At 71.8% G+C, this 23,813-nt stretch carries 21 protein-coding genes and 1 riboswitch; of the genes, 14 read left to right on the top strand and 7 right to left on the bottom strand.

All coding sequences use genetic code 11. From position 1 onward, the window contains the following. Positions 1-35: 35 nt before the first annotated feature. On the bottom strand, positions 36-767 hold the full coding sequence (locus FM112_RS02260; protein ID WP_087002817.1) for an IclR family transcriptional regulator: 732 nt from the start codon (positions 765-767) through the stop codon (positions 36-38). Between the two features lie 126 nt (positions 768-893). Here FM112_RS02260 and FM112_RS02255 point away from each other — a divergent pair, with 126 nt between their 5' ends. The 5 genes from FM112_RS02255 to FM112_RS02240 all read left to right on the top strand — a co-directional run bounded on the left by FM112_RS02255 (position 894) and on the right by FM112_RS02240 (position 7,807). After that, a complete protein-coding gene (locus FM112_RS02255) occupies positions 894-3,635 on the top strand; it encodes an FAD-dependent oxidoreductase (protein ID WP_087002815.1) in 2,742 nt (913 codons plus the stop codon). After that, on the top strand, positions 3,632-3,931 hold the full coding sequence (locus FM112_RS16750) for a hypothetical protein (protein WP_140400539.1): 300 nt from the start codon (positions 3,632-3,634) through the stop codon (positions 3,929-3,931). The genes FM112_RS02255 and FM112_RS16750 overlap by 4 nt, the downstream gene beginning before the upstream one ends. A 91-nt stretch (positions 3,932-4,022) precedes the next feature. Beyond that, complete coding sequence (purU, locus tag FM112_RS02250; RefSeq protein ID WP_087002813.1) at positions 4,023-4,883, top strand: formyltetrahydrofolate deformylase; 861 nt, start codon at positions 4,023-4,025, stop codon at positions 4,881-4,883. 231 nt (positions 4,884-5,114) lie between these two features. Then, positions 5,115-6,419 (top strand): SRPBCC family protein, encoded by a 1,305-nt coding sequence (locus FM112_RS02245; protein ID WP_087002811.1) that lies wholly within the window; start codon positions 5,115-5,117, stop codon positions 6,417-6,419. Beyond that, complete coding sequence (locus FM112_RS02240) at positions 6,416-7,807, top strand: ferredoxin reductase (RefSeq protein ID WP_087002809.1); 1,392 nt, start codon at positions 6,416-6,418, stop codon at positions 7,805-7,807. Before FM112_RS02245 ends, FM112_RS02240 begins: the two co-directional genes overlap by 4 nt. A gap of 102 nt (positions 7,808-7,909) precedes the next feature. On the opposite strand, the gene FM112_RS02235 is transcribed toward FM112_RS02240, so the two are convergent. After that, a complete protein-coding gene (locus FM112_RS02235) occupies positions 7,910-8,836 on the bottom strand; it encodes a LysR family transcriptional regulator (protein ID WP_087002807.1) in 927 nt (308 codons plus the stop codon). A 326-nt stretch (positions 8,837-9,162) separates the two neighbouring features. Here FM112_RS02235 and erm point away from each other — a divergent pair, with 326 nt between their 5' ends. Then, on the top strand, positions 9,163-9,936 hold the full coding sequence (erm, locus tag FM112_RS02230; protein ID WP_087002805.1) for a 23S ribosomal RNA methyltransferase Erm: 774 nt from the start codon (positions 9,163-9,165) through the stop codon (positions 9,934-9,936). Positions 9,937-10,006: 70 nt separating this feature from the next. On the opposite strand, the gene treZ is transcribed toward erm, so the two are convergent. Genes treZ through glgX form a run of 3 tightly spaced genes read right to left on the bottom strand, consistent with a single transcriptional unit; the run spans position 10,007 to position 16,381 of the window. Then, positions 10,007-11,773 carry a malto-oligosyltrehalose trehalohydrolase gene (treZ, locus tag FM112_RS02225; RefSeq protein WP_087002803.1) on the bottom strand — a complete coding sequence of 589 codons (1,767 nt, stop codon included), beginning with the start codon at positions 11,771-11,773 and terminating at the stop codon, positions 10,007-10,009. Positions 11,774-11,832: 59 nt separating this feature from the next. Further along, a complete protein-coding gene (gene treY / locus FM112_RS02220; RefSeq protein ID WP_087002801.1) occupies positions 11,833-14,175 on the bottom strand; it encodes a malto-oligosyltrehalose synthase in 2,343 nt (780 codons plus the stop codon). 19 nt (positions 14,176-14,194) lie between these two features. Beyond that, a complete protein-coding gene (gene glgX / locus FM112_RS02215) occupies positions 14,195-16,381 on the bottom strand; it encodes a glycogen debranching protein GlgX (RefSeq protein ID WP_087002948.1) in 2,187 nt (728 codons plus the stop codon). A 139-nt stretch (positions 16,382-16,520) separates the two neighbouring features. Here glgX and FM112_RS02210 point away from each other — a divergent pair, with 139 nt between their 5' ends. From FM112_RS02210 to FM112_RS17490, 3 genes are all read left to right on the top strand, one after another. After that, on the top strand, positions 16,521-16,853 hold the full coding sequence (locus FM112_RS02210; RefSeq protein ID WP_087002799.1) for a hypothetical protein: 333 nt from the start codon (positions 16,521-16,523) through the stop codon (positions 16,851-16,853). Between the two features lie 164 nt (positions 16,854-17,017). Further along, the gene (locus FM112_RS02205; RefSeq protein WP_140400538.1) at positions 17,018-17,413 is read left to right on the top strand and encodes a hypothetical protein; all 396 of its coding nucleotides are present in this window, start codon (positions 17,018-17,020) and stop codon (positions 17,411-17,413) included. A 58-nt stretch (positions 17,414-17,471) separates the two neighbouring features. Continuing rightward, positions 17,472-18,917 (top strand): heparan-alpha-glucosaminide N-acetyltransferase domain-containing protein, encoded by a 1,446-nt coding sequence (locus FM112_RS17490; protein WP_254910323.1) that lies wholly within the window; start codon positions 17,472-17,474, stop codon positions 18,915-18,917. Here FM112_RS17490 and FM112_RS02195 read toward each other — a convergent pair. Continuing rightward, entirely contained in the window at positions 18,911-19,222 is a 312-nt protein-coding gene (locus FM112_RS02195) for a hypothetical protein (RefSeq protein ID WP_087002794.1), read from the bottom strand. The two genes, FM112_RS17490 and FM112_RS02195, sit on opposite strands and share 7 nt — an antisense overlap. A gap of 192 nt (positions 19,223-19,414) precedes the next feature. Between FM112_RS02195 and FM112_RS02190 the strand changes: the two genes are divergently transcribed. Continuing rightward, positions 19,415-21,088, top strand: coding sequence for an ABC-F family ATP-binding cassette domain-containing protein (locus FM112_RS02190; protein ID WP_087002792.1), 1,674 nt, complete (start codon positions 19,415-19,417; stop codon positions 21,086-21,088). Between the two features lie 3 nt (positions 21,089-21,091). Next, positions 21,092-21,727, top strand: coding sequence for a TetR/AcrR family transcriptional regulator (locus FM112_RS02185; protein WP_087002790.1), 636 nt, complete (start codon positions 21,092-21,094; stop codon positions 21,725-21,727). Between the two features lie 38 nt (positions 21,728-21,765). On the opposite strand, the gene FM112_RS02180 is transcribed toward FM112_RS02185, so the two are convergent. Next, on the bottom strand, positions 21,766-22,107 hold the full coding sequence (locus tag FM112_RS02180; RefSeq protein WP_087002945.1) for a metallopeptidase family protein: 342 nt from the start codon (positions 22,105-22,107) through the stop codon (positions 21,766-21,768). 112 nt (positions 22,108-22,219) lie between these two features. On the opposite strand from FM112_RS02180, the gene FM112_RS17380 reads away from it, so the two are divergent. The 3 genes from FM112_RS17380 to FM112_RS02160 all read left to right on the top strand — a co-directional run bounded on the left by FM112_RS17380 (position 22,220) and on the right by FM112_RS02160 (position 23,806). Next, complete coding sequence (locus FM112_RS17380) at positions 22,220-23,005, top strand: excalibur calcium-binding domain-containing protein (RefSeq protein ID WP_254910322.1); 786 nt, start codon at positions 22,220-22,222, stop codon at positions 23,003-23,005. 39 nt (positions 23,006-23,044) lie between these two features. Then, positions 23,045-23,110, top strand: a riboswitch (guanidine-III (ykkC-III) riboswitch). An 11-nt stretch (positions 23,111-23,121) separates the two neighbouring features. Continuing rightward, complete coding sequence (locus FM112_RS02165) at positions 23,122-23,436, top strand: multidrug efflux SMR transporter (protein WP_087002783.1); 315 nt, start codon at positions 23,122-23,124, stop codon at positions 23,434-23,436. Between the two features lies 1 nt (position 23,437). Continuing rightward, positions 23,438-23,806: a multidrug efflux SMR transporter gene (locus FM112_RS02160; protein WP_087002781.1), complete on the top strand. Its 369-nt coding sequence runs from the start codon at positions 23,438-23,440 to the stop codon at positions 23,804-23,806. Positions 23,807-23,813: the final 7 nt, after the last annotated feature.

Here is a 23,813-nt window from a genome sequence, read left to right as displayed (position 1 = left end):
CGGCGCCGGACCGCGATCCGCTCGCCGGATCCCGTTCAGGCCCATCGCCCGGATGAGGCGGTCATCCTGCACAGCCGGTCGGCCGTCTCGGCGAACGCCTCGGGCGGCAGGCTGCGCGTGGGGCCTGTGACCGTGAGGGCGGCCTCCACGTCCCCGCCCGGCAGGCGCAGCGGGACGGCGACCGCCGTGATGTGCTGCTCCCACTCCTCGTTCGAGGCGGCCCAGCCCTGCGCCCGCACGCGGTCGAGCTCCTCGCGCAGCGCCTCCTCGTCGGTGATCGTGGCGGGGGTGTGGGCCTGCAGGTCTGCGGCGGCGCGTCGGGCCGCCGCCTCGTCGTGGGCCAGCAGCGCCTTGCCCGAGCTGGTGGCGTGCCCCGGGGTGCGCAGGCCCACGTAGTGCCTCGGCGCCATGAGGCCGGGGCCCACGGCCTGCGAGACGTTCACGGCGAAGACGTCGTCGAGCACGGCCACGTTCGCGGTGAGGTCGAGCGCGGCGGCGACCCGATCGCACAGCGACTGCGCGGCCTGCGAGAGGTCCAGCCGGCTGGTCACGGAGCCGGCGAGGCGGACGAGGCCGAATCCCAGCCGGTACGCCCCGCCGGCGCCGTCCTGCTCGACGAGGCCGTGCGCGGCGAGAGAGGCGAGCAGGCGCGAAGCCGTCGATTTGTGGACGTCGAGCCGCTCCGCGATCTTCCCGACCCCGGCCTCGCCCACCGCGGCCAGCACTTCCAGCGCCTCCAGGGCGCGATCGACGGATTGGATGCTCACCGGGGCCTTCTTTCGCTTGACGTCGTCCGAGGTGCGCGGTTGAATAGTTGCACGATACGCGTTAGTTGCACAATTCGCAACACCGGCGATCGTATTCCCCGTACTTGGCCAGCGCAAGGAGGCGTCATGACCAACGCAGCTTTCGACTCCGCGGATCCCGCGGAAGCACGTGCATCCTCACCATCCGGCACCCCGCTCACCGTCTCCGCACGGGTCGTCGCCGGGCAGCCGCAACCGGTCGATCCGAACGCGCGGATCGTCATCATCGGCGCGGGCGTCGTCGGCGCGGCGCTCGCCGACGAGCTCGTGGCGCGCGGATGCGCGAACGTCACGGTGCTCGACCAGGGGCCGCTCTACCGGACGGGCGGGTCCTCCTCCCACGCGCCGGGATTCGTGTTCCAGACGAACGGCTCCCGGGTGATGTGCGAGCTCGCGCGGCGCACCCTGGACAAGCTCGACGGGCTGGAGCTGGACGGCCGCCGGCTCCTCGACCGCGTGGGCGGGATCGAGGTCGCGACGACCGAGGGGCAGCTGCAGGAGCTGCGGCGCCGCTACGGCTTCGCCCGCGCCTGGGGCGTTCCCGCGGAGCTCATCGGCCCGGAGCGCGTCGCCGAGCTCTGGCCCGATCTGGACGTGTCGCAGATCGTCGGCGCGCTGCACACGCCCACCGACGGCGTGGTCTTCTCCAGCCGTGCGGTCGAGTACCAGGCCCGCCGAGCGCAGGCCGGAGGAGCGGTGCTCCACGGGCTCACCCGCGTCGTCGACGTCGAGTCCGAGGCCGGGCGGGTGGTCGGCGTGGTGTGCGAGGACGCGGAGACGGGGGAGGGCCGGCGAACGCTCCCCGCCGATGTGGTGGTCGCAACCGGCGGGATCTGGGGCCACCTGCTGGGGAGGCTGGGCGGCCTGCGGCTGCCGATGCACCCGATGGAGCACGGATTCGCCTGGACCGCCCCGGTGCCGCAGCTGCCCGGCGCCGACCGCGACGGGAACCCTCTGGCGGAGGACCAGTCCGGCCGCCCCATGGTCCGGCACCAGGGGTCCGGACTCTATTTCCGCGAGTTCGGCAGGCGCATCGGCATCGGCGCCTACGAGCACCGGCCGATCCCCGTCGCCCCCGAGGACCTCACGGATACGGCGCACCTGCTCGAGACCGGGCAGGAGCCGGCGAAGCGCGCCTTCACCGTCGAGGACTTCGAGTTCTGCCGCGCCGAGGTCGCCCGCCTCCTGCCGATCGTCGAGGAGCTCCCGCTCGAGGACGAGTTCAACGGCGTCTTCTCCTTCACCCCCGACGGCGGGCCCATGCTCGGGCCGTCGCCGCAACTCGAGGGGTTCTGGTCCGCCCAGGCGATCTGGGTGACGCAATCCGCGGGCTGCGCGCAGGTGCTCGCCGACTGGATCGTCACGGGCGACCCCGGCATCGCCACGCAGGAGCTCGACTTCGCCCGATTCGACCCCGCCCTGCTCGGCGACGCGTGGATCCGGGGCCGGGGCGCCGAGGCGTACGACGAGGTCTACGACGTCGCCTTCCCGCACCAGGCCACCATGGTCGCCCGCGGTCTCAAGACCAGCCCGTTCCACACCCGCATCCTGGACGCGGGCGGATACATGGTCGAGGCGAACGGCTGGGAGCGCCCGCTCTGGCATGCGCAGAACGCGGCGCTGTTCGAGGATCCGGAGTTCCGGACCCGGGCGGCGAAGGCGTTCGGCGCCGCGGCGGAGGCGGCGACCGCGCTCGCCGACCCGGCGGCCTCGGACGACCTCGCCGCGCCCGTGCCGGTGGCGGTGCCTCGCCGCGACGCGTGGGATCAGGTGAACTGGTCGCCCATCGCCGCCGCCGAGGCCTGGGCCACCCGCAACCGCGTCGCCGCGTACGACATGACCTCGCTGACCCGATACCGCGTGCGGGGCGCCGGCGCCACGGCGTGGCTCGAGCGGCTCAGCACCAACAGGATCGGCAAGAGCGTCGGCGCCGTCACGTACTCGCTCATGCTCGATGACGCGGGCGGGATCCTCTCCGACGTGACCGTCGCCCGCGTGGACGAGGACGAGTACATGATCGGCGCCAACGGGCCGCTCGACCTCGACCGGCTCGCGCGCCTCCAGCCCGCCGACGGCTCCGTGGTGATCGACGACATCACGACCTCCACGTGCTGCGTCGGGCTATGGGGGCCGCGCGCGCGAGCCGTCCTCGAGCCGCTCGTGGAGGGCGATATCAGTCACGAGGGCCTGCGGTACTTCCGCTGCGCCCGCATCCGAGTGGCCGGAGTGCCCGTGCTCGCGCTGCGGGTGAGCTACGTGGGCGAGCTCGGCTGGGAGCTCTACACGGAGGCGGCCCACGGCCTGCGGCTGTGGGACGAGATCTTCGCGGCGGGGGCGCGCCACGGCATCGTCCCGGCGGGGCGCGCGGCGTTCAGCAGCCTGCGGCTGGAGAAGGGCTACCGCGCGTGGGGATCGGACATGACGCGCGAGGACACCCCCGAGGACTCGGGGCTCGGCTTCGCGGTGCGGATGGAGAAGGCGGGCGGCTTCACGGGCAGGGAGGCGCTCGTCGCGCTGCCCTCGCGCGGGCGCCGGCTCGTGGCCTTCGGCATGCGCCTGGACGCCGGCCGCCCCGAGGCCGGATCGCCCGTCTTCGCCTCCGCGGCGCGGGGCGCCGCGGAGGTCGGCTCGGATGCCGACGCCGCGGGCTGGGTGACGAGCGCGGACTTCGGGTACGTCACCGGCCAGGTGATCGGCCTGGCCTGGGCGCCCGAGGCGCTGTCCGAGCCGGGCACGGAGCTCGGCATCATGCGGTTCGGGCGGACGCACGCGGCCAGGGTGCTCGCCGAGCCCGTCTACGACCCGCAGATGGCCCGCATCCGCCGGTGAGCGACCGGGGCGGTGCCGCGCATGCCGCGCACCGCCCCGGCGCCCACGAGCCCGCCGCCGACCCCTGCGCGGAGGAACAGCGGCGTTCCCGCGGCGGAGCTCCCGACCCAGCACCGGACGATGAGAGGGACACGGCGAAGCGTCCGCTGCTGGGGTCGGTGTCCGTGGTCTCGAGCCGGGCGGAGGCGGAGCGTCTGGAGGCGGGGCAGGACGACCACGACTACCTCGACACCGCCACGATGCTGCTGGTCCTCCCCGACCGGGTCGTCAGGGTGAAGCCGAAGGTCGAGGACTGACCGGACCTCCCCTGCGCCATCTTGCGGCGAAACCCCGCCGCCGCCCATCCATCGCCGAACGCACCGACATCCGATCGAATCAGGAGCTCGCATGACCATCCAGACGCTCGACCACGTCATCACCTTCGCCTGCCCGCAGCGCGGCGGCATCGTCCACGCACTCACGGGCGTGCTCGTCGCTCACGGCGGGGACATCATCGAGCTCAAGCAGTTCGACGACCCCCGCACCTCCCGCTTCTTCTCCCGCATCCGGTTCTCGCTCGGGCAGGGCGCGGATCTCGAACGGGTCGACGCGGACTTCGCGGCGCTCGCCGAGGAGCTGGGCGCCGAGTGGGAGCTGCGGCCGACCGGGCAGAAGCAGCGGCTCCTCGTCATGGTGTCCAGGTTCGGGCACTGCCTCAACGACCTCCTCTACCGGACGCGGATGGGGGAGATCAACGCCGAGATCGCGGCCGTGGTGTCGAACCATCCCGATCATCGGCAGACGGTGGAATGGCACGGCATCCCCTTCTTCCACGTGCCGGTGACGAAGACGACGAAGCCGGAGGCCGAGCAGCGGCTCATGGACCTCGTCGACCGCTTCGAGGTGGACCTCGTGGTGCTCGCCCGATACATGCAGATCCTCTCCGACGAGCTCTCGGCCGCCCTGGCGGGGCGAGCGATCAACATCCACCACTCCTTCCTGCCCAGCTTCAAGGGCGCCAAGCCCTACCACCAGGCGTACGAGCGCGGCGTGAAGACGGTGGGCGCGACCGCCCACTACGTCAACGACGAGCTCGACGAGGGACCGATCATCGCGCAGCAGGTCATCCCCGTCGACCACACGTTCGACCCCGAGGACCTCGTCGCCGCGGGACGCGGCTCCGAGAGCAGGGCCCTGGCCGACGCGGTGAAGTGGCACTGCGAGTCGCGAGTGTTCCTCAACGGCAGCCGGACCGTGATCCTGGCCTGAGGGCCGCTGGGAATCTGCAAGAAACCCGCATGATCTCCTGCGATGAATTGCGCTTTTCTTCAATGTTCGGAATCCCTAGCCTGGCCAGTGAGCCGGTGCACATCGAAGTGGATCGCGCTCGCCCCGCACAGCCGGGATCCGTCATCCGACATCGCATCCGTCCGTACGGCGTCCAGGGGCGCCATGCCCTGCTGCACAGCTCGGCAGACGAAACCAGGAGAGAGACACACCATGGCACCTGCAGTGAACCTGACCTCCACCAGGCCCGGCCGCCCGACGGCGGCGCTCCTCGAGGAGCGTCTCGCGGAGCTCCGCCGGCTCCTCGAGGAGCGCCGGGCGGGCTTCTCCCTCGAAGCCCCCTTCTACACCGACCCCGCGATCTTCGCGGCCGACATGGAGGGCATCTTCGCGAACCACTGGGTCTTCGCGGCGAGCACGGCCGAAGTGCCGGAACCGGGCGATTACGTGACGGTGGACTACGGGCCGCACTCCCTGATCGTGCTCCGCAACGACGACGGCGGCATCAACGTGCTGCACAACGTCTGCCGCCACCGCGGCGCACGAGTGCTCACCGAGAAGACGGGAACCACCGGCAACCTCGTCTGCCAGTACCACTCGTGGACATACGACGCCGAGGGGACGCTCATCCATGCCTCGGCCCCGGGCGAGGCCGACTTCGCCAAGGGCTGCTACAACCTCAAGCGCGCGCACTCCCGCGAGGTGGCGGGGCTCATCTTCGTGTGCCTCGCCGACGAGCCGCCGCAGGACTTCGACGAGGTCGCGAAGCGCTTCGAACCCTACCTGGCGCCGCACGAGCTCGGGAAGACGAAGGTCGCCTATCAGCAGAACATCGTCGAAGAGGGCAACTGGAAGCTCGTGATGGAGAACAACCGCGAGTGCTACCACTGCGACGGCCACCCCGAGCTGGCCTGCTCGCTGTTCCCCACCTGGGGGCTGACGGAGGGCATCATCCCGCCGCATCTGGAGGAGGTCTGGCAGCGCAACCTCGCCTCCGAGGAAGCGCTCCGCGAACGGTGCAAGCGCTACGGGCTGCCGTACGAGGTGGTGGAGGAGCTCGACACGCGCATCGCCGGGATCCGCATCTCCCGCGAGCCGCTCGACGGCGAGGGCGAGTCCTTCTCGGCGACCGGGCGGAGGCTGTCCAAGAAGCTCCTCGGCGACCTTCGGGACTTCCGCCTCGGCCGATGCTCGATGCATCTGCAGCCCAACTCGTGGTTCCACTTCCTCTCGGATCACGTCATCACCTTCTCCGCCTTCCCCATCGACGAGGGGCGCACGCTGGTCCGCACCACCTGGCTCGTCGCCGACGACGCGGTGGAGGGCGTCGACTACGACCTCGAGGAGCTCACCCACACCTGGAAGCAGACCAACCTGCAGGACAAGCACTTCGTGGAGCTCTGCCAGCGCGGAGCCTCGAGCCCGGCGTACGAGCCCGGCCCGTACATGAAGAGCGAGTACCAGGTGGAGGCCTTCATCAGCTGGTACGCGAAGCGCATGCAGGAGCACCTCGCATGACGGTGGAGATCTCGACGACCGCGCTGCCCTTCGCCGAGCGCATCCGCGGCCTGGAGATGCCGTGGAACCGCGTGCTCCAGGCCTCGGCGGAGCCGGCCGGCGCGGCGAAGGCGCTCGGGCCCTGGCACCCGCAGGAGTTCACGGCGGAGTGCGTCGAGACCGTCCCCGAGGTGGGGGACATGATGACCTTCGTGTTCCGGCGGACGGACGGCGCCCCGCTCGCCTTCCGCTCCGGGCAGTACGTGAACATCGCCTTCCCCGTGGACGGCCCGGACGCGGATCCGGTGGACCGCAGCTATTCGATCTCCAGCGCCCCCACGCAGCCGTGGACGTTCGCGATCACGGTCAAGCGGGAGACCGGGGGACGGGTCTCCCCCTGGGTGCACGAGCACGTGCGGCCCGGCACCGTGCTCGAGATGCTGGGGCCGGTGGGCGCATTCCACCTGCCGGATGCCGATCGCCGCGCGCGGTTCCTCTTCCTCGCGGCGGGGTCCGGCATCACGCCCCTGATGTCCATGGTCCGCACCGTGCACTCGCTGCCGGGCGCCGCGGACATCGTGCTGCTCTACCACGGGGCCGCGCCGGGCACGTTCGCCTTCTCGCGCGAGCTGGAGTACCTCGCCTCCGTCGACTACCGCATCGTCGTCTACTACTCGTTGGGGGACCGCAGCGTCGACGGCTCGTGGGAGGGGATGGCCGGCCGGCTCACCGCGTCGATGATCGAGGAGGTCGCCCCGGACGCCAACGGCAGACAGGTCTACGCCTGCGGACCCGAGGGATACCTCAACGCGGCGGGGGAACTGCTGCGCGATCTGGGCGTCGACGACACCTCCGTGCACATGGAGTTCTTCTCCGGGGACCACGGAACGCGTCTCGAGTACAAGGCGGAGGTGGAGCTCGCCGAGGAGATCGCGGCCGCGTCCGAGGAGTCCCTCGACGGGCAGCCCGCGGCGTTCGACGTCTACGGGCTCGGCCACGAGCGCGAGGCGCGGCCGGTGCCGTCCTCCGGAGCCGGGGAGGGCGGGGACGGCCCGGCCGATGCGGGGACGCCGGTCGACGGCGGTGCCGAGGCAGCGGCCGGGGAGGGCGGGCCGGACGCGGCCGCGTTCGACACCGTGGGCGAGGGGGCGCTGACCATGACCTTTCTGCGCAGCCGGCTCAACGTGCGGATCGAGGAGGGGGAGAACGTCCTCGGCGCGGCCAGCGCCGCCGGCATCCGCATTCCCATGAACTGCCAGGAGGGCATGTGCGGCTCCTGCAAGTCGATCAAGCGCTCCGGCGAGGTGGAGATGCACCACCAGGGCGGGATCCGCAGGCGGGAGATCGAATCGGGGAAGTTCCTTCCCTGCTGCTCCACGGCGCGGACGGACCTCGTCATCGAGGCCTGACGGGCCTCGCGGCATCGGAACCGCGGGGGCGCCGTTCGCGGTGCCCCCGAATCCGGTGTGCGTCGGGGCGCCCGCGGTGTGCGTCGGGGCGTCGGCGGCGGCTCAGCGGGGCGTGGTGAGGCTCTGCGCGTAGAGCGCGGTCTCCGTGAGCGAGCCCAGCGCCTCGGAGAACAGCCGGTGCGTTCTCGTGCCGCGGCGCAGCACGGCGAGCACCCTGCGCGTGGGCGCCGTCGCGCCCGTCAGCGGTACTCGCCGCACGCCGGAATCACTGCTCAGCCGCATGAGCCGGGGGACGAACGCCACGCCCAGTCCGTTGCTCACCAGCGACTCCTGCGAGCCCCAGTCGGAGACCTGGTGCACGACTCGGGGCGTGACGCCGACGGCCGTGAACGCGGTGACGAAGAGGGCGCGGTAGGGGGTGCCGGGACGATCGGTGATCCAGTGGTCGCCGGCGAACTCCTCGAGGCTCACGGCCTCCCTGTCGGCGAGCGGGTGGCCGGCGGGGACGATGACGTCGAGCGGATCGTCGACCAGGGTGATCTGCTCGAGGGCGCCGTCGTTGATCCCCGGCGTGGTCTGCATCGCGACGATCACGGCGATGTCGAGCCGCTCCGCGACGAGCAGGTCCACGCACCGGGCGGGGTCGGCCTCCACGATGTGCACGTCCAGCAGGGCGTGCCGCTCCTTGAGGCGCGCGGCCACGGGCGAGAGCAGCGAGGCGGTCGCCGTGGAGAACCCGCCCAGGCGCAGCAGGGCGGGGGCGGCGTCCTCGTCCGCGTTGCGGATCTCGCTGTAGATGCGCTCCCATGCGGAGACCAGCTCGTCGGCCCGTTCGACCAGCGTCGCCCCGGACGCGGTCAGCCGCAGCCCGCGGCCGTCCTTGACGACGAGCCGTATGCCGAGTGCGCGCTGGTACTCGCGGAGCTGGGCGGACACGGCCGACGCGGAGTAGCCCAGCGTCTCGGCGGTCGCGCCCACCGTTCCGCAGGCTGCGAAGGTGCGAAGCACGGTGAGCCGGTGATCGAGCATCGGGGCTCCTCCCTGTCGACGGTGACGAAGAGGCCTCGCCGGAGGGGCGGAGGCGCCTGACCCCCGCGAGGGCGGGATCGTTGCGGTCCCGGGCAGTGTAGTAGCTGCGCGGCCGCTGCGCACGGACTCGTGGCCGCCGCGCCGGGACGGCATCGCTCGGCCCCTGCTACGCTGAGGGCGTGGGTATCCCAGTCATGGCAATAGTACGGATCCGTCGCGCATAGCGGCGGACCTGCACCGTACACAGTCTCCGCCGCTCAGGCAGTCCAGCCGGGCGGTGCTCATTGCTGCCCGGAAGCACACGACTTCTGCGGAGCACGCTTCTCATGCCTACCTACAGTGGCGGACGCCACGAACACGGTCAGAACTTCCTCACCGACCGGAAGACCATCGAACACCTCGTCCGACTCGTGCAGCGCACGAACGGGCCGATCATCGAGCTCGGCGCGGGCTCGGGCGCGATCACGCTCGCGCTGCAGCGGCTCGGACGCCCCCTGCGCGCCATCGAGATCGATGAGACGCTCGTGCGCGAGCTGCGGCCGCGGCTCGCGCGCCACGTCGAGCTCGTCGCCGGCGATCTCCTCGACCACCGGCTGCCGGACCGCCCGCACGTCGTGGTCGGCAACCTCCCCTTCCACCTGACCACCGCCGCGCTCCGACGGGTGCTGCACTCGCGCTCCTGGACCGACGCGGTGCTGCTCGTGCAGTGGGAGGTCGCGCGCCGCCGCGCCGCGGTCGGCGGCGCCACGATGATGACGGCGCAGTGGTGGCCGTGGGTCGAGTTCTCGCTCGAGGGGCGGGTGCGCGCGAGCGCCTTCCGGCCGCGGCCCGGCGTCGACGGCGGCATACTCGTGATGCGGCGGCGCGAACGCCCCCTCGTGGGCTCGCGGGACAGGAGCGCCTACCGGCGGTTCGTGCACGCGGTCTTCACCGGGCGGGGCCGCGGGATCGGCGCGATCCTCGACCGCGTCGTCGAGCCGCGGTCCAGGAGGGCCGTGCGCGCGAGGCTCGCTGAGGAGGGCATCCCGGCCTCCGCCCTGCCGAAGGACCTCGAGGCGCGGCACTGGGCGGCGCTGTTCGAGGCGCAGCGCCGGCGCTGACCGGCCGGCGCCCGACGCGAGGCGCGGCCGCCGGTACGCGGCGCCGGCGGTCGCGCCCGGGAGCTCGGGGCTACTCCCGAGGGGCCAGGATCGCGGCGCTGCAGCCGGGCAGGCGCACGGCCTCGTCGCGGACGCTCACGGCGCCGTCCGTGGCGAAGAGCGGTTCCAGGCCGGCCTCCGGCAGCGGCACCTCGTGCTCCTCGGCGGAGAGGTTGAGCACGATCCGCAGCGCGCCCCGCGAGACGACGAGCACCCGCCGCTCCGGATCGGCGCTCGCGGCGACCTCGTGCAGCCACGGATCCGTCAGCTCGGGCCGCTGCCGCCGCAGGGCGAGCAGGCGCCGGTAGACGTCGAGCAGCTCGGCGTGCCCGTCCCGACCCGGCTCCGACCAGTCGAGCTTCGAGCGTTCGAAGGTCTCGAAGGACTGCGGGTCGGGCACCTGCGACTCATCCCATCCCATGCGCGCGAACTCGTGCTTGCGGCCCTGCGAGACCGCCTGCGCGAGCTCGGGCTCGGGATGCGAGGAGAAGAACTGGAACGGCGTGCCCGCGCCCCACTCCTCGCCCTGGAACAGCATCGGCGTGAACGGCGAGCACAGCAGCAGCACGGCGCCGAGCTTGAGCTCGGCCGTGCTCAGCGTCTCCGAGAGCCGGTCGCCGCGGGCGCGGTTGCCGATCTGGTCGTGGTTCTGGATGGCGGCGACGAGGCGCCAGCCGGGCGTCCCGGCGGGCAGCGGCCTGCCGTGGTGCCGGCCGCGGAAGCTCGAGAGCGTGCCGTCGTGGAAGAACCCGCCGGTGAGGACCTTCTTGAGGGCGCCGAGGCCGTGCCCCGCCGTCTCGGCGAAGTCGGCGTAGTACCCGGAGGACTCGCCCGTGAGGGTCACGTGCGCGGCGTGGTGGAAGTCGTCCGACCACTGGCCGTCGAGGCCGTAGCCGCCGATCTCGCGCGGCGCGATCATGCGCGGCGCGTTGAGATCCGACTCGGCGATGAGCGCGAGCGGCCTGCCGACGTGGGCCGAGAGCGCCTCGACCTCGAGCGCCATCTCCTCGAGGAGGTGCGTCGCCCGGGTGTCCACGAGCGCGTGCACCGCGTCCAGCCGGAGCCCGTCGACGTGGAAGTCCCGCAGCCACATGCGCACGTTGTCGAGGATGTAGCGGCGCACCTCGTCGGACTCGGGGCCGTCGAGGTTCACGGTGTCGCCCCACGCGGTCTGGTGGTGGTTCGAGAGGTACGGGCCGTACTTGCCGAGGTAGTTCCCGGAGGGGCCGAGGTGGTTGTAGACGACGTCCTGGATCACGCCGAGGCCGCGCGCGTGGCAGGCGTCGACGAATCGCTGATAGGCCGCGGGGCCGCCGTAGGCCTCGTGCACGGCGTACCAGTACACGCCGTCGTAGCCCCAACCGTGCTCGCCGTTGAACGCGTTGACGGGCAGCGGCTCGACGAAGTCCACGCCGAGCTCCACGAGGTGGTCGAGACGGCCGATCGCCGAGTCCAGCGTGCCCTCGGGTGTGAACGTGCCGATGTGCAGCTCGTAGATCGACGCCCCCGCGAGCCGGCGGCCCGTCCACCCGCCGTCCGACCACGCGTGCGCCGACGGGTCGAAGGTGCGCGAGGCGCCGTGCACGCCGTGCGGCTGCCGGCGCGAACGCGGGTCGGGGTACGGCGTCGGGTCCTCCCCGAGGAGGTAGGCGTAGTCGTGCTCGGCGCCGTCGAACTCCAGCTCCGCCGGGCGCCACCAGCCGTCCTCGGCGCGGCGCATGGGGTGAGCCTCGCCGTCGATCTGCACTTGGAGCGTCTCGGCGAAGGGCGCCCAGACGTCGAATCGGGAGTCGCGCATATCGGATCCTCCAGGGGCGGAAGCGAATGGGGTCGGTGGGGCGGCGGCGCGGGGCGGCGCTACTGGTGCAGCAGGACCACCACGGGCAGGTCCGCGAGCAGCGCCGCCATCGCGACGCGGCCCGAGAACGACCTGCCGCTCAGCTGGTCGATCCAGGTGCCCTCGGGAAGGGCGAGCTTGGTGTCGTGCCAGCCGCCGCCGCGCTCGAGCCCGACCGGCCGGCGCACGCCGACGAAGGCGACGCCGCCGCGGTCGAACGCGATGGCGTGCTCGGCGGCCGGCCCGTCGGCGTACCACGGCTCGTAGCCGTGGAAGCGGTCGGCGAAGTGCTTGCGCAGCCGCAGGGCCGCGGTCACGAGCATGAGCTTGGCGGCGCCGCTGTCGTCGATCTCGGGGCGGGCCCCGTGCACCACCGCGTCGAGGGCGGTCTCGCGGGTGAGCCAGCGGACCGGGCGGCGGTTGTCGGGGTCCACGAGCGAGTGGCTCCACAGCTCCGTGCCCTGGTACACGTCCGGCACCCCCGGGGCGAGGAGCTGCATGCCCTTGAGCACGAGCGAGTTGGACCACCCGGGCCGCCTCGTGGCGTCCACGAAGTTGAGCAGCAGCGACTTCGCCGCGGGATGCTCGAAGGCGGCGTCCACGGCGGCGAGGAGCTCGGCCTCGTACTCCTCGTCCTGATCGGTCCAGGCGGTCTCCTGGCCGGCCTCGCGGGCCGCCTTGAGGGCGTAGTCGCGGATGCGCTCCTGGCGGGCCGGCCAGACTCCGACGATGGCCTGCCACAGCAGGTTGCCGAAGGACCGGTTGCGGATGGGCGCGATCTCGAGGAGCTGCTCGAGCGTGTCGTGCCAGAGGTCCGGCACCTCGCTCAGGACGTCGAGGCGCGCCCGCACGTCCTCGCTGCGCTTCGTGTCGTGGGTCGTGAGCGCGGTCTGCGCCTCCGGCCACCACTGCAGGCGGCGCCGCTGGAGCTCGTGGAAGCGCTCGGGCGAGAGCGCGAAGAGCGAGGGGTCGCCGCCCACCTCGTTGAGCGAGGTGAGGCGCGAGTAGCGGTAGAAGGCGCGGTCCTCGATCGCCTTGGCCATGATCATGCCGGTGATCTGCTGGAAGCGGATCGCGGCCGGATGCCCGGGATCGGCCAGGACCTCGTGGAGCCGTTCGATCGTGGGCGCCAGGTCGCTGCGCCAGTCGGCGGCCTCCCGAGCGGCCCGGTCGAGCTCCTCGCGCCCCGCGGGCAGGTAGGTGCGGTAGACGCCGAAGCCGGCGGCGATCTCGGAGAGCGCGTCCGCGGCGTCCGGCGCCTCGAACCCGGCGCCCTCGAGGATGCGGACGACGGTGCGGATCTCGGCCTGCAGCGGTCCGTCGGTGACGAAGCGCTTCATCTCGTGGCCCAGGGTGTGCCAGTCGTCGACGTCGGTGCGCGAGAGCGCCGCGGTGGTCTCGTCGAGCACGGCCTCGGCGGCCGGATCGATCAGGATGCGCTCGTACTCGCCGAGCGCGTCGTACCCGGTCGTGCCCTCGCACGCCCAGTCGGGGAGGTCCTCGCCGAAATGGAGGATCTTCTCGACGGTGACGTAGACGCCGTCCGTGCGCTCGCGGAGCTTCGCGAGGTATCCCTCGGGATCGCGCAGCCCGTCCGGGTGGTCGATGCGGAGCCCGTCGACGAGCCCCTCGCGCACCCAGGAGAGGATCTCGGCGTGGGAGGCCTCGAACACCTCGTCGTCCTCGACGCGCAGGCCCGCGAGCGTGGTGATCGTGAAGAACCGCCGGTAGTTGAGCGCCCAGTCGCCGACCCGCCAGTGCACGAGCCGGTAGTGCTGGCGCTCCATCACCGTGCGGGCGTCGTCCTCGGGGTCCTCGGCCGAGCCCGCCGCGAGCGGGTACTCGTTGTCGTAGTAGCGGACGACGCCGACGCCGCGGTCGATCCAGAGGCCGCCGATCTCGCCGCCCGGCTCGGTGGGCATGTCGTCGTCGCCGAGCACCGGGATCAGCACCTTGCCGTCCTCCGCATCCCAGTCGATGTCGAAGAACTTCGCGTAGCGCGACTCGCGGCCGTGCTCGAGCACATCCCACCACCACGGGTTCTCGCGCGGCACCTCGATGCCCATGTGGTTGGGCACGATGTCGACCATGACGCCGAGGCCGGCCTCGTGGGCCGCGGCGGCGAGCCGCTCGAGCGCGGCGCGGCCGCCGCGCGCCTCGTCCACCCGGGTGGGATCCACGACGTCGTAGCCGTGCGAGGAGCCGCTGCGGGCCTGCAGGATGGGGGAGAGGTAGAGCCAGTCCGCGCCGAGCTTCTTGAGGTACGGCACGCGCGCGGCGGCGTCGTCCAACGTGAAGTCGGGCGTGATCTGGAGCCGGTACGTGCTGGCGGGAGCCCGCGAGACGCCGTGCTTGGTCGACACTGCAATCACCCTTCCTGGATCAGTCGGCGTTCTGGATGATCGAGATCGGCTGCGTCAGGGTCGCGACCGACGCCGCCACCGAATGGTCGGGCTCCTGCTCCGGCTGGCTGTACTCGCGCAGCACCGTGACGGTGCGCTGCGGCAGCGTGAGGCTCGCCCCGGGCTCGAGCACGCCGAGATCCACGTTCTGGCCCGAGGTGTCGATGACCACCTCCCAGCGGTAGCGCAGCTCGTGGGTCGGCAGCGTGGCCTCGATATCCGACTCCGACGCGTTGAAGTAGATGATGAAGCTCTTGTCGACGATGCGCTGGCCCCGGTCGTCGCGGCCGGGGATCGCGTCGCCGTTGAGGAAGTAGCCCATCGCCTTCACGAAGGCCTCGTTCCAGTCCTCGTCCTCCATCTGGCTGCCGTCGGTGGAGATCCACACGACGTCGGGCAGGCCCTCGCCGTCGCCGCGCTTGGCGACCTTGCCGTTGAAGAAGTGGCGGCGGCGGAACGTGGGGTGCTCGTGGCGGAGCTTGGCAAGCGTCTTCGTGAACTCGATCAGCGGCTGATCCGCGTGGTCCCAGTGCACCCAGGAGAGCTCGTTGTCCTGGGCGTAGGTGTTGTTGTTGCCCTGCTGGGTGCGGCCGAGCTCGTCGCCGTGCAGCAGCATCGGCACGCCCTGCGAGAGCATCAGCGTGGCGATGAAGTTGCGCTGCTGGCGGGCGCGCAGCGCGAGGACGTGCTCGTCCTCGGTGGGGCCCTCGGCGCCCATGTTCCACGAGCGGTTGTGGCTCTCGCCGTCGTTGCCGTCCTCGCCGTTCGCCTCGTTGTGCTTCTCGTTGTAGCTCACGAGGTCGCGGAGGGTGAACCCGTCGTGCGCGGTGACGAAGTTGATGGACGCCACGGGGCGGCGCCCCGAGCGCGCGTAGAGGTCGGGGGAGCCGCACAGGCGGGTGGCGAACTCGCCGAGCGTCGAGGGCTCGCCGCGCCAGAAGTCGCGGACCGTGTCGCGGTACTTGCCGTTCCACTCCGTCCACAGCGGCGGGAAGTTGCCCACCTGGTAGCCGCCCGGGCCGACGTCCCAGGGCTCGGCGATGAGCTTGGCCTGCGAGACGATCGGGTCCTGCTGCACGAGGTCGAAGAACGCGGACAGCTTGTCGACGTCGTGGAGCTCGCGGGCGAGGGTCGAGGCGAGGTCGAAGCGGAATCCGTCGACGTGCATCTCGGTGACCCAGTACCGCAGCGAGTCCATGATGAGCTGCAGCGAATGCGGGTGGCGCATGTTCAGCGAGTTGCCCGTGCCCGTGTAGTCGGTGTAGTAGCGGCGGTCCTCCTCGAGCCGGTAGTAGGCCTCGTTGTCGATGCCGCGCCAGCTCAGCGTGGGGCCCAGGTGGTTGCCCTCGGCGGTGTGGTTGTAGACGACGTCGAGGATCACCTCGATGTCGTTCGCGTGCAGGGTCTTCACCATGCTCTTGAACTCCTGCACCTGCTGGCCGTAGTCGCCGGCCGAGGCGTACTCGCCGTGGGGCGAGAAGAAGTTGAGCGTGTTGTAGCCCCAGTAGTTGCGCAGGCCCTTCTCGCCGAGCACCGAGTCGTGCACGAACTGGTGCACCGGCATCAGCTCGATGGCGGTGATGCCGAGGTTCTTCAGGTGCGCCACGACGGCGGGATGGGCGATGCCCGCGTAGGTGCCGCGCAGCGCCTCGGGCACATCCGGGTGCAGCTGCGTGAGGCCCTTGACGTGCGCCTCGTAGATCAGCGAGTCGGCGTACGGGGTGCGGGGGTGGCGGTCGCCGGTCCAGTCGAAATACGGGTTGATCACCACGCCCTTCGGCATGTACGGCGCGGAGTCCTGGTCGTTGAACGAGTCGGGGTCGCCGAAGTCGTAGCTGAACACCGCCTGGTCCCAGGTGATGTCGCCGCTGATCGCCTTGGCGTAGGGGTCGAGTACCAGCTTGCTCGGGTTGAACCGCTGGCCCGAGGCCGGGTCGTAGGGGCCGTGGATGCGGTAGCCGTACCGCTGTCCGGGCTGCACGGAGGGGAGGTAGCAGTGCCACACGTACCCGTCCTGCTCGTAGAGGCGGACGCGGGTCTCCTCGCCGTCCTCGTCGAAGAGGCACAGCTCGACGCGCTCGGCGCCGTCGGTGTAGATCGCGAAGTTCGTCCCCGATCCGTCATAGGTGGCGCCAAGCGGATACGCCGTTCCGGGCCAGCTCTCGATCGTTGCGCTGACGGCAGGATTTGTCTCGTTCATCAGTCTGGAAGCCTAGGCTGAAATGCTGACCGCTTGCCTGACCCGCGCGGCGCGAGTTGTGCGGACTGCCAGGTGCGGCCCATGCGGAGTCCGTAGCGTTACGGCCATGAGTGAACGACGCGATGCAACCAACGGAACGGTGACGAAGGTCGGCGCACGCCTCGCCTACGGCGAGAAGATCGACTTCGGGCACGAGCAGATCATCCCGGTCGCGTTCTGGGCCGGCGGCTCCGCCGAGGGCCAGGGCGGGCTCGACCCCGACCGCCGTGCCGAGGGCGGCGGCGAGGGCGGGGTGGCGATCCCGCTCGGCGCCTACGTGGGCGACGACTACGGCACCCGCTTCCGCCCCAACATCATCGCGCTGCTGGCGACGCTCACCCCCCTCGTGATGGTCGCCGGCTGGGCGCTGCCGCGCCTGGTGAAGGCGCTGAAGAAATAGCCGAGGCCGACGGCCCGGTCCGGATCATCGCCTTCGACGGCCGATCCGGGTCGGGCAAGACGACGCTCGCCGGCGCCTTCGCGGCGCGCACCCGCGCAGCACTGCTCCACGTCGAGGACTACTACCCCGGCTGGGGCGGTTTGCGTGCGGGCGCGGAGTTCCTCGTGAGCGACGTCCTCGAGCCGCTGCGGCAGGGCCGCCCCGCCCGTCAGCGGCGGTGGGACTGGCACGAGCACCGCTTCCTCCCGCACGAGGACGTGCAGCCGGCCGGACTCGTGGTGGTCGAGGGCTGCGGCGCGCTCTCGCGGGCCTCTCGGCCCCTCCTCGACGCGGCCGTGTGGATCGACGGCGACGAGGCCGCGCGCCGCCGCCGCGCCGGGCTCCGCGACGGCGGGGACGACTGGTGGGAGGACTGGCGCGCGCAGGAGGACGCCTTCTACGAGGCCGAGCGCTCCTGGGAGCTCGCCGATCTCCGGCTCGATATCGACGGCCCGCCGGCGGGCCTGGACGCCCGCGTCTCGGCCGTGCGCGAGGCGCTCGCGGGGGAGGCGGCGCGCTGAGGCGGCCGCGCCGGTGGTCTCGGCGGTGCGGGCGGTGTTCGCGCTCTAGACTGCGGTGGTGAGCCGCTCCATCCCCGCCTCCGGCACGACGCCGGCGCCCTCGTTCTTCGCCCGACCCGCCGCATGGTGGCGCACGTTCGGGCGACCGCCCCGCATCATGGGGCTCGACGTGGCCCGCGCCGTGGCGATCCTCGGCATGGTCGCCGCGCATCTGGGCGTCGGCGTGGACGAGGTCTCGCTCCTCGAGCCGGCCACGTGGACGGGGCTGGTCCACGGCCGCTCCTCGATCCTCTTCGCGGTGCTCGCGGGCATCTCGATCACGCTCATGACCGGCCGCTTCGCGCGGCCGGAGCCGGAGCGCATGCCGGGCATCCGACTCTCGATGCTCGGGCGCGGCGCGGCGATCTTCGTCGTCGGCCTCGCGCTCGAGTGGCTCAACACCTCGATCGCGGTGATCCTCACCCTGTACGGCGTGCTCTACGTGCTCGCCATCCCGTTCCTGCGCTGGCGCAGCCGGAGCCTCCTGCTGCTCTCGGCGGCGATCGGCCTGCTCGGCGCCCCGCTGCTCGCGCTGCTGCTGGCCGTCGTGCTGCAGCCGATGGGGCCCGGCCTCTCGCTCGTGCTCGTCGGCACGTATCCGATCACCGTGTGGCTCGCGCTGCTGCTGGCCGGGATGGTCGTGGGCAGGCTGCGGATCGATCGGGGGCGGACGGCGGGCGCGCTGCTGCTCCTCGGCGCGCTGCTCGCGACGATCGGCTACGGCGCCTCGGCGCTGTACTCCGCGCACGCGGGTTCCGACGAGGAGAGCGTCTCCGCGTTCGGCTACTCCGACTCGGGCCTCGCGGGCAAGGGGTACGAGTCGTTCTCCTCGGAGGACTACGGCCTCGACGGCGAGGTGGGCGTGCCGCCCGATGCTCTCGACTTCGACGGGCTCGTGTGCGACGACTACGGCGACGGCTTCGTCTCGTGCTATCCCGAGGAGCAGCTCGTCGACTCGTCGGAGAGCGGTTGGAGCTGGGAGGGGGAGTCGTGGTCGGGCCTCGGCGCCGGATGGTCGGAGTATCCCGCGATGCTGGGGGCCGAGCAGATCCCGGCGATGCTGCTCGAGGCCGCCGCGAGCGCGTCTCCGCATTCCGGCGGCTCGGCCGAGATCGTCGGCTCGGGCGGTTTCGCCCTCGCCGTGATCGGCCTGAGCCTGCTGCTGAGCCGCCCGCTGCGCTGGCCGCTGCTGCCCATCGCCGCGCTCGGGAGCATGCCGCTGACCACGTACAGCCTGCACGTCGTCGTGTTCTTCGTCCTCGGCGGACCGCTCGGCTACTACCAGGATCCCGCGGGCTGGGGCTGGTTCGCGCTCCTGCTCGTCATCGCGGCCACCGCGTGGTCGGCCTTCTTCGGGCGCGGACCGCTGGAACGGCTCGTGGCGCGAGCGGCCCGGGCCGCCGCGGAGGTGCCGCGGGCGCGGCGCTCCGAGCGCGAGCCCGAAGCGCCGCCCGTCCGTCAGTAGAGGCGACTCGTGGCGTCCGAGAACCAGGCGAAGAACGAGACGCCGGCGATCGCGAGGAGGATGGCGGCGATGATGGCGATGGCGATGCCGATGAGCATCCAGATGAGGTAGGCGCGCGCGAAGTTCTGCTTCGAGACCGACTGCGTGCCGCCGAACGCGATGACGAGCATGTAGATGAACCCCGCGATCGGGATGGCCATGATGAAGATCGTGAGCATCCAGCTGCCGATCGAGTCGGCGGGAGCCTGGTTCTGAGGCGGCCCGGACTGGTATTGCTGCTGGGGGTACGGCTGGTAGTTCGACACGCCGGCTCCTTCTCTGCTCGACAGGCGATCGGTACGGCGAAGACGCTACGCGCGAGGGCGGGCGGGAACCTGGGAGCGCGGAGTCGACGGGCCGGAGGTGCGGCTCGTGCGCGACGGCTCCTCGGCGTGCGGGAGCGTGTCGGCGCGGACAGAGCGGATCGATGATTATCACAGGTGTGATAGTTTCCGGGCATGGGTCATCTCGAAGTCGTCTCGGCCGCGTACACGCTCGCGGACGGCCGTCCGCTGCTGCGCGACGCATCCCTGCGGGTCGGCCCCGGGGAGCGCGTCGCCCTCATCGGTGCCAACGGCGCGGGGAAGAGCACGCTGCTGCGCATCGTCGCGGGGGAGCTGGCCCCCGATTCGGGGACGGTCGCCCGCAGCGGCGCGATGGGCGCGATGCGCCAGTTCATCGAGGGCGGGACGGTGCGCGAACTGCTGCTCTCCGTCGCGCCGGCGGGCGTCCGCGCGGCGGCGTCCCGCCTCGCCGGAGCGGAGCGGGCGATGACGGAGCGCGGTACGACGGACTCGCAGATGGCGTTCGCCGCGGCCGTGGCGGACTGGGGCGACGCCGGCGGATACGAGGCCGAGGTGCTGTGGGACGCCTGCACGATCGACGCCCTCGGGGAGCCCTTCGACCGGTGCCGGGATCGGCCGCTGTCCACGCTCTCGGGCGGCGAGCAGAAGCGGCTCGCGCTGGAGGCGCTGCTGCGCGGCCCGGACGAGCTCCTGCTGCTGGACGAGCCCGACAACTCGCTCGACGTCCCGGGCAAGCGCCGCCTGGAGGAACAGCTGCGGTCGAGCGGCAAGGGCGTGCTCTTCGTGAGCCACGACCGCGAGCTGCTGGCCCGGACCGCGACCTCGATCGTCACCCTCGAGCTCGGTGCGGCCGGGAGCGCCGCATGGACGCACCCGGGCGGATTCGACACGTACCGCCGGGCCCGGGAACGGCGGTTCGAGCGGCTGGACGAGCTGCGGCGCCGCTGGGACGAGGAGCGGGCGAAGCTCCGCTCGCTGCTGCTCATGTACAAGCAGAAGGCGGCCTACAACTCCGACATGGCCTCCCGGTACCGCGCCGCGCAGACGCGCCTGACGCGGTTCGAGGCCGCGGGACCGCCCGAGGAGCGGCCCCGCGAGCAGCGGCTCGCGATCCATCTGGCCGGCGGCCGCACCGGCAAGCGGGTGCTGCGGTGCGACTCGCTGGAGCTCACGGGGCTCATGCGGCCCTTCGGCTTCGAGGCCGGGTACGGCGACCGGGTCGCGGTGCTCGGCTCGAACGGCTCCGGGAAATCGCATTTCCTGCGGCTGCTCGCAGCAGGGGGCACCGACCCGGCGCCGGAGCAGGCGCCGGTCCCGGGGATGGCCGTAGAGCCCGTGCCGCACACGGGCTCGGCGCGGCTCGGCGCGCGGGTGCGGCCGGGCTGGTTCGCGCAGAACCGGGGCCGCCCCGACCTCGCGGGGCGCACGCTCCTCGAGATCCTGCATCGGGGCGACGGGCGCCGAACGGGCCTGCCCAGGGAGGAGGCGGCGCGCGCACTCGCCCGCTACGAGCTGGCGAGGTCCGCGGAACAGCCGTTCGACTCGCTGTCCGGCGGGCAGCAGGCGCGGATGCAGATCCTGCTGCTGGAACTCGGCGGGGCGAATCTGCTCTTGCTGGACGAGCCCACCGACAACCTCGATCTCGTCTCGGCGGAGGCGCTGCAGCAGGCGCTCGCGGCATTCGACGGTACGGTATTGGCGGTGACCCACGACCGGTGGTTCGCGCGGGACTTCGACCGCTTTCTCGTCTTCGGCGCGGACGGCGATGTCGTCGAGCGGGACGAGCCGGTCTGGGACGAGCCGCGAGTCGACAGGGAACGAGGATGAGTCATGGCCGCACGGATCGACCCCGAGCGTCGGCGCGGGCAGATCGTCGAGGCGGCGTTCCGCCTCGTGGCCGCCGAGGGCACCGAGGGCATGTCGCTCCGCAAGGTCGCCGAGGAATCGGGGTTGAACATCGGCTCCGTGCGGCACTACTTCGACGGGCACCGGGACCTGCTCGCCGCGGCCGCGACCGAGGCCGGCGACCGGATGGGCCGTCGGCTCGCGCGGCATCCCCTCGAGGACATGCGAGGGCTGCGCGGCGACGCCGCGCTCGACGCGCTGCAGGCGCTCGTCGAGGCGGTCATGCCCGTCGACGAGGAGCGGCGCGGCGAGGCCGTCGTGGTGATGGAGCTCATCATGGCCGCTCGCACGAAGCCGGTGTTCCGCGCGATGGCCGAGCGCATGGGCGCTGATCTCAGGACGGTGCTGCAGGAGGCGCTCGAAGCGCTGTCGGTGCCCGACGCCGGGCTCGCCGCCGAGCAGGTGGCCGCCGTGGTCGGGGGATTGACCCTCGACGCGATCACGCCGCACGGCGGCGACCTCGACGAGGATCGGCTGCGGACGGTGCTCCGCGAGCACCTGCGGCTGGTGCTCGGCGCTGCGGCGCCGGCCGCGCGCGACGGGGCGGGCACAGGGCGGTAACGGCTCGGGCGGTAGCGGCCCGGGCGAGTGCAGCCCGGTCAGGCCCAGCCGAGCTCGTGGAGCTGGGCGTCGTCGATGCCGTAGTAGTGGGCGATCTCGTGCACGAGCGTGATGTGCACCTCGTGCCGGAGGGTCTCCTCGTCCTCGCAGATCGAGAGCAGGGGCTCGCGGAAGAGCACGATGCGGTCCGGGAGCTGCCCGTAGCCGTAGTTCGAGCGGTCGAAGAGGTCGTATCCCTCGTAGACCCCCAGCAGGTCGAGGGAGCCGTCCTCGGGCCGGTCCTCGACGACGAAGACGAGGTTCTCGAGTCCGTCGACCATCTCATCGGGCAGCAGATCGAGCTCCTCGATCACGAGCCGCTCGAACTCGTCGAATCCCATCTCCACGGCGTCGCCTTTCGTCTCGTCGTCCGCCCCATTCTGCTACAGCGGGATTCGGCGCATCCGCCTTGAACCGGGCCCGATCGCGCCGGGAACTGCTAGCGTGAGGAGGTTGATCGATTCGACGGCGTCCGGGGACTCCCCGGGCGCCTTCTCGTGCGCCCAGGAGAACCGCGACATGTCCCATCACTTCCCGACTGCATCCGACGAGGCGGCCGCGGCTCCCTCCCGATTCCAGCGCTGGCTCGGCGCTCGCTCGCCCTCCGACTGGGTGGGGATCGGAGCCGTCGCCACACTGCTCCTGATCGCGACCATCACCGGCGGCATGGCGAGCTTCTTCATGATGGGCGGGATCGTCCTGCTGGTGCTCGGGCTCTACGTCGCCGCCACCGGTCGGCGCACCATGTTCGGGATCGGCGGCGGCCGGAGGCTCAGCTATGTGCCGCTCGCCTTCGCGGCGATGCTGGTGCTGGTGGGGAGCACGCTGTTCACCTCGGACGTCGATGACGCCCCTGCGGCCACCGCGGTGCCGACGGCCTCGGAATCGCCGACGCCGAGCCCGACGCCCACGCCGAGTCCTACCCCTACCCCTACCCCGACGCCGACGCCGACGCCGACGCCGACGCCGACGCCGACGCCGACTCCCACGCCCGAACCCGAAGTCGAGGAGGTCGAGGAGGCGGAATACGAGGAGGCGCCCGCCGAGCCTCCGGTGCAGGAGTACGAGGCGCCGGCCCCGGTGCACGAGGCGCCCGAGCCCGTGCAGGAGCAGCCCTCCTCGGTCTACTACGAGAACTGCGATGCGGCCCGTGCCGATGGCGCCGCGCCCGTCTACCGGGGCGACCCCGGCTACCGGCCGGCCCTGGACCGCGACGGGGACGGGATCGGCTGCGAGTAGCGCGGCCGCGGTGCGCGGGAGCGTTGCTATAGTGCTGTGGTGAGGTCCGGCGATCGGGCCTGCGGACGAGGGAGCAGTACCCGCACACGACAAGACTGACTCGAAGGGATCCGGTCATGTCTTGGTTCGTGCTCATTCTGAGCGGGATGCTCGAGGCGGTCTGGGCGACCGCGCTCAGCGCCTCCGACGGTTTTCGCAAGCTCTGGCCCACGGTGCTGTTCTTCGTCACGATGACCGTCAGCACCGTCGGCCTCGCCTGGGCGATGCGCGAGCTGCCGACCGGCACCGCGTACGCGGTGTGGGTGGGCATCGGGGCGACGCTCACGGTGCTCTGGGCGATGGTGACGAAGGCCGAGCGCGTGTCGATCGCCAGGGTCGCGCTGCTTGTCCTGCTCATCGGCTCCGTCGTGGGCCTGAAGGCGGTGAGCTGACATGGCGTGGATCGTCCTGCTCGCCAGCGCCGTATTCGAGGCGGTCTGGGCGACCGCGCTCGGCATGTCCGACGGGTTCACCCGCCCCGGTCCGGTCGTGGTCTTCCTCGTCGCCGTGACGATCAGCATGGCGGGGCTCGGCTGGGCCGCGAAATCGATTCCGATCGGCACCGCCTATGCCGTGTGGACCGGACTCGGCGCGGCGCTCACCGTGACCTACGCGCTGCTCACCGGCGCCGAGCCGTTCTCGGCGTGGAAGCTCGTCTTCCTCGCCGGCATCATCGCGGCGATCGTCGGGCTCAAACTGGTGCCCGCGGAGCGACCGAAGGGCTCGGAGGCGGCGCCGGACGACGCGCCTCCGCGGCGGTGATCCGAGA

Origin of the sequence: Gulosibacter sp. 10 (assembly GCF_900163695.1) — a bacterium.
In the GTDB taxonomy this organism is placed as follows: domain Bacteria; phylum Actinomycetota; class Actinomycetes; order Actinomycetales; family Microbacteriaceae; genus Gulosibacter.
This window is presented reverse-complemented; position numbering and strand designations above follow the sequence as displayed.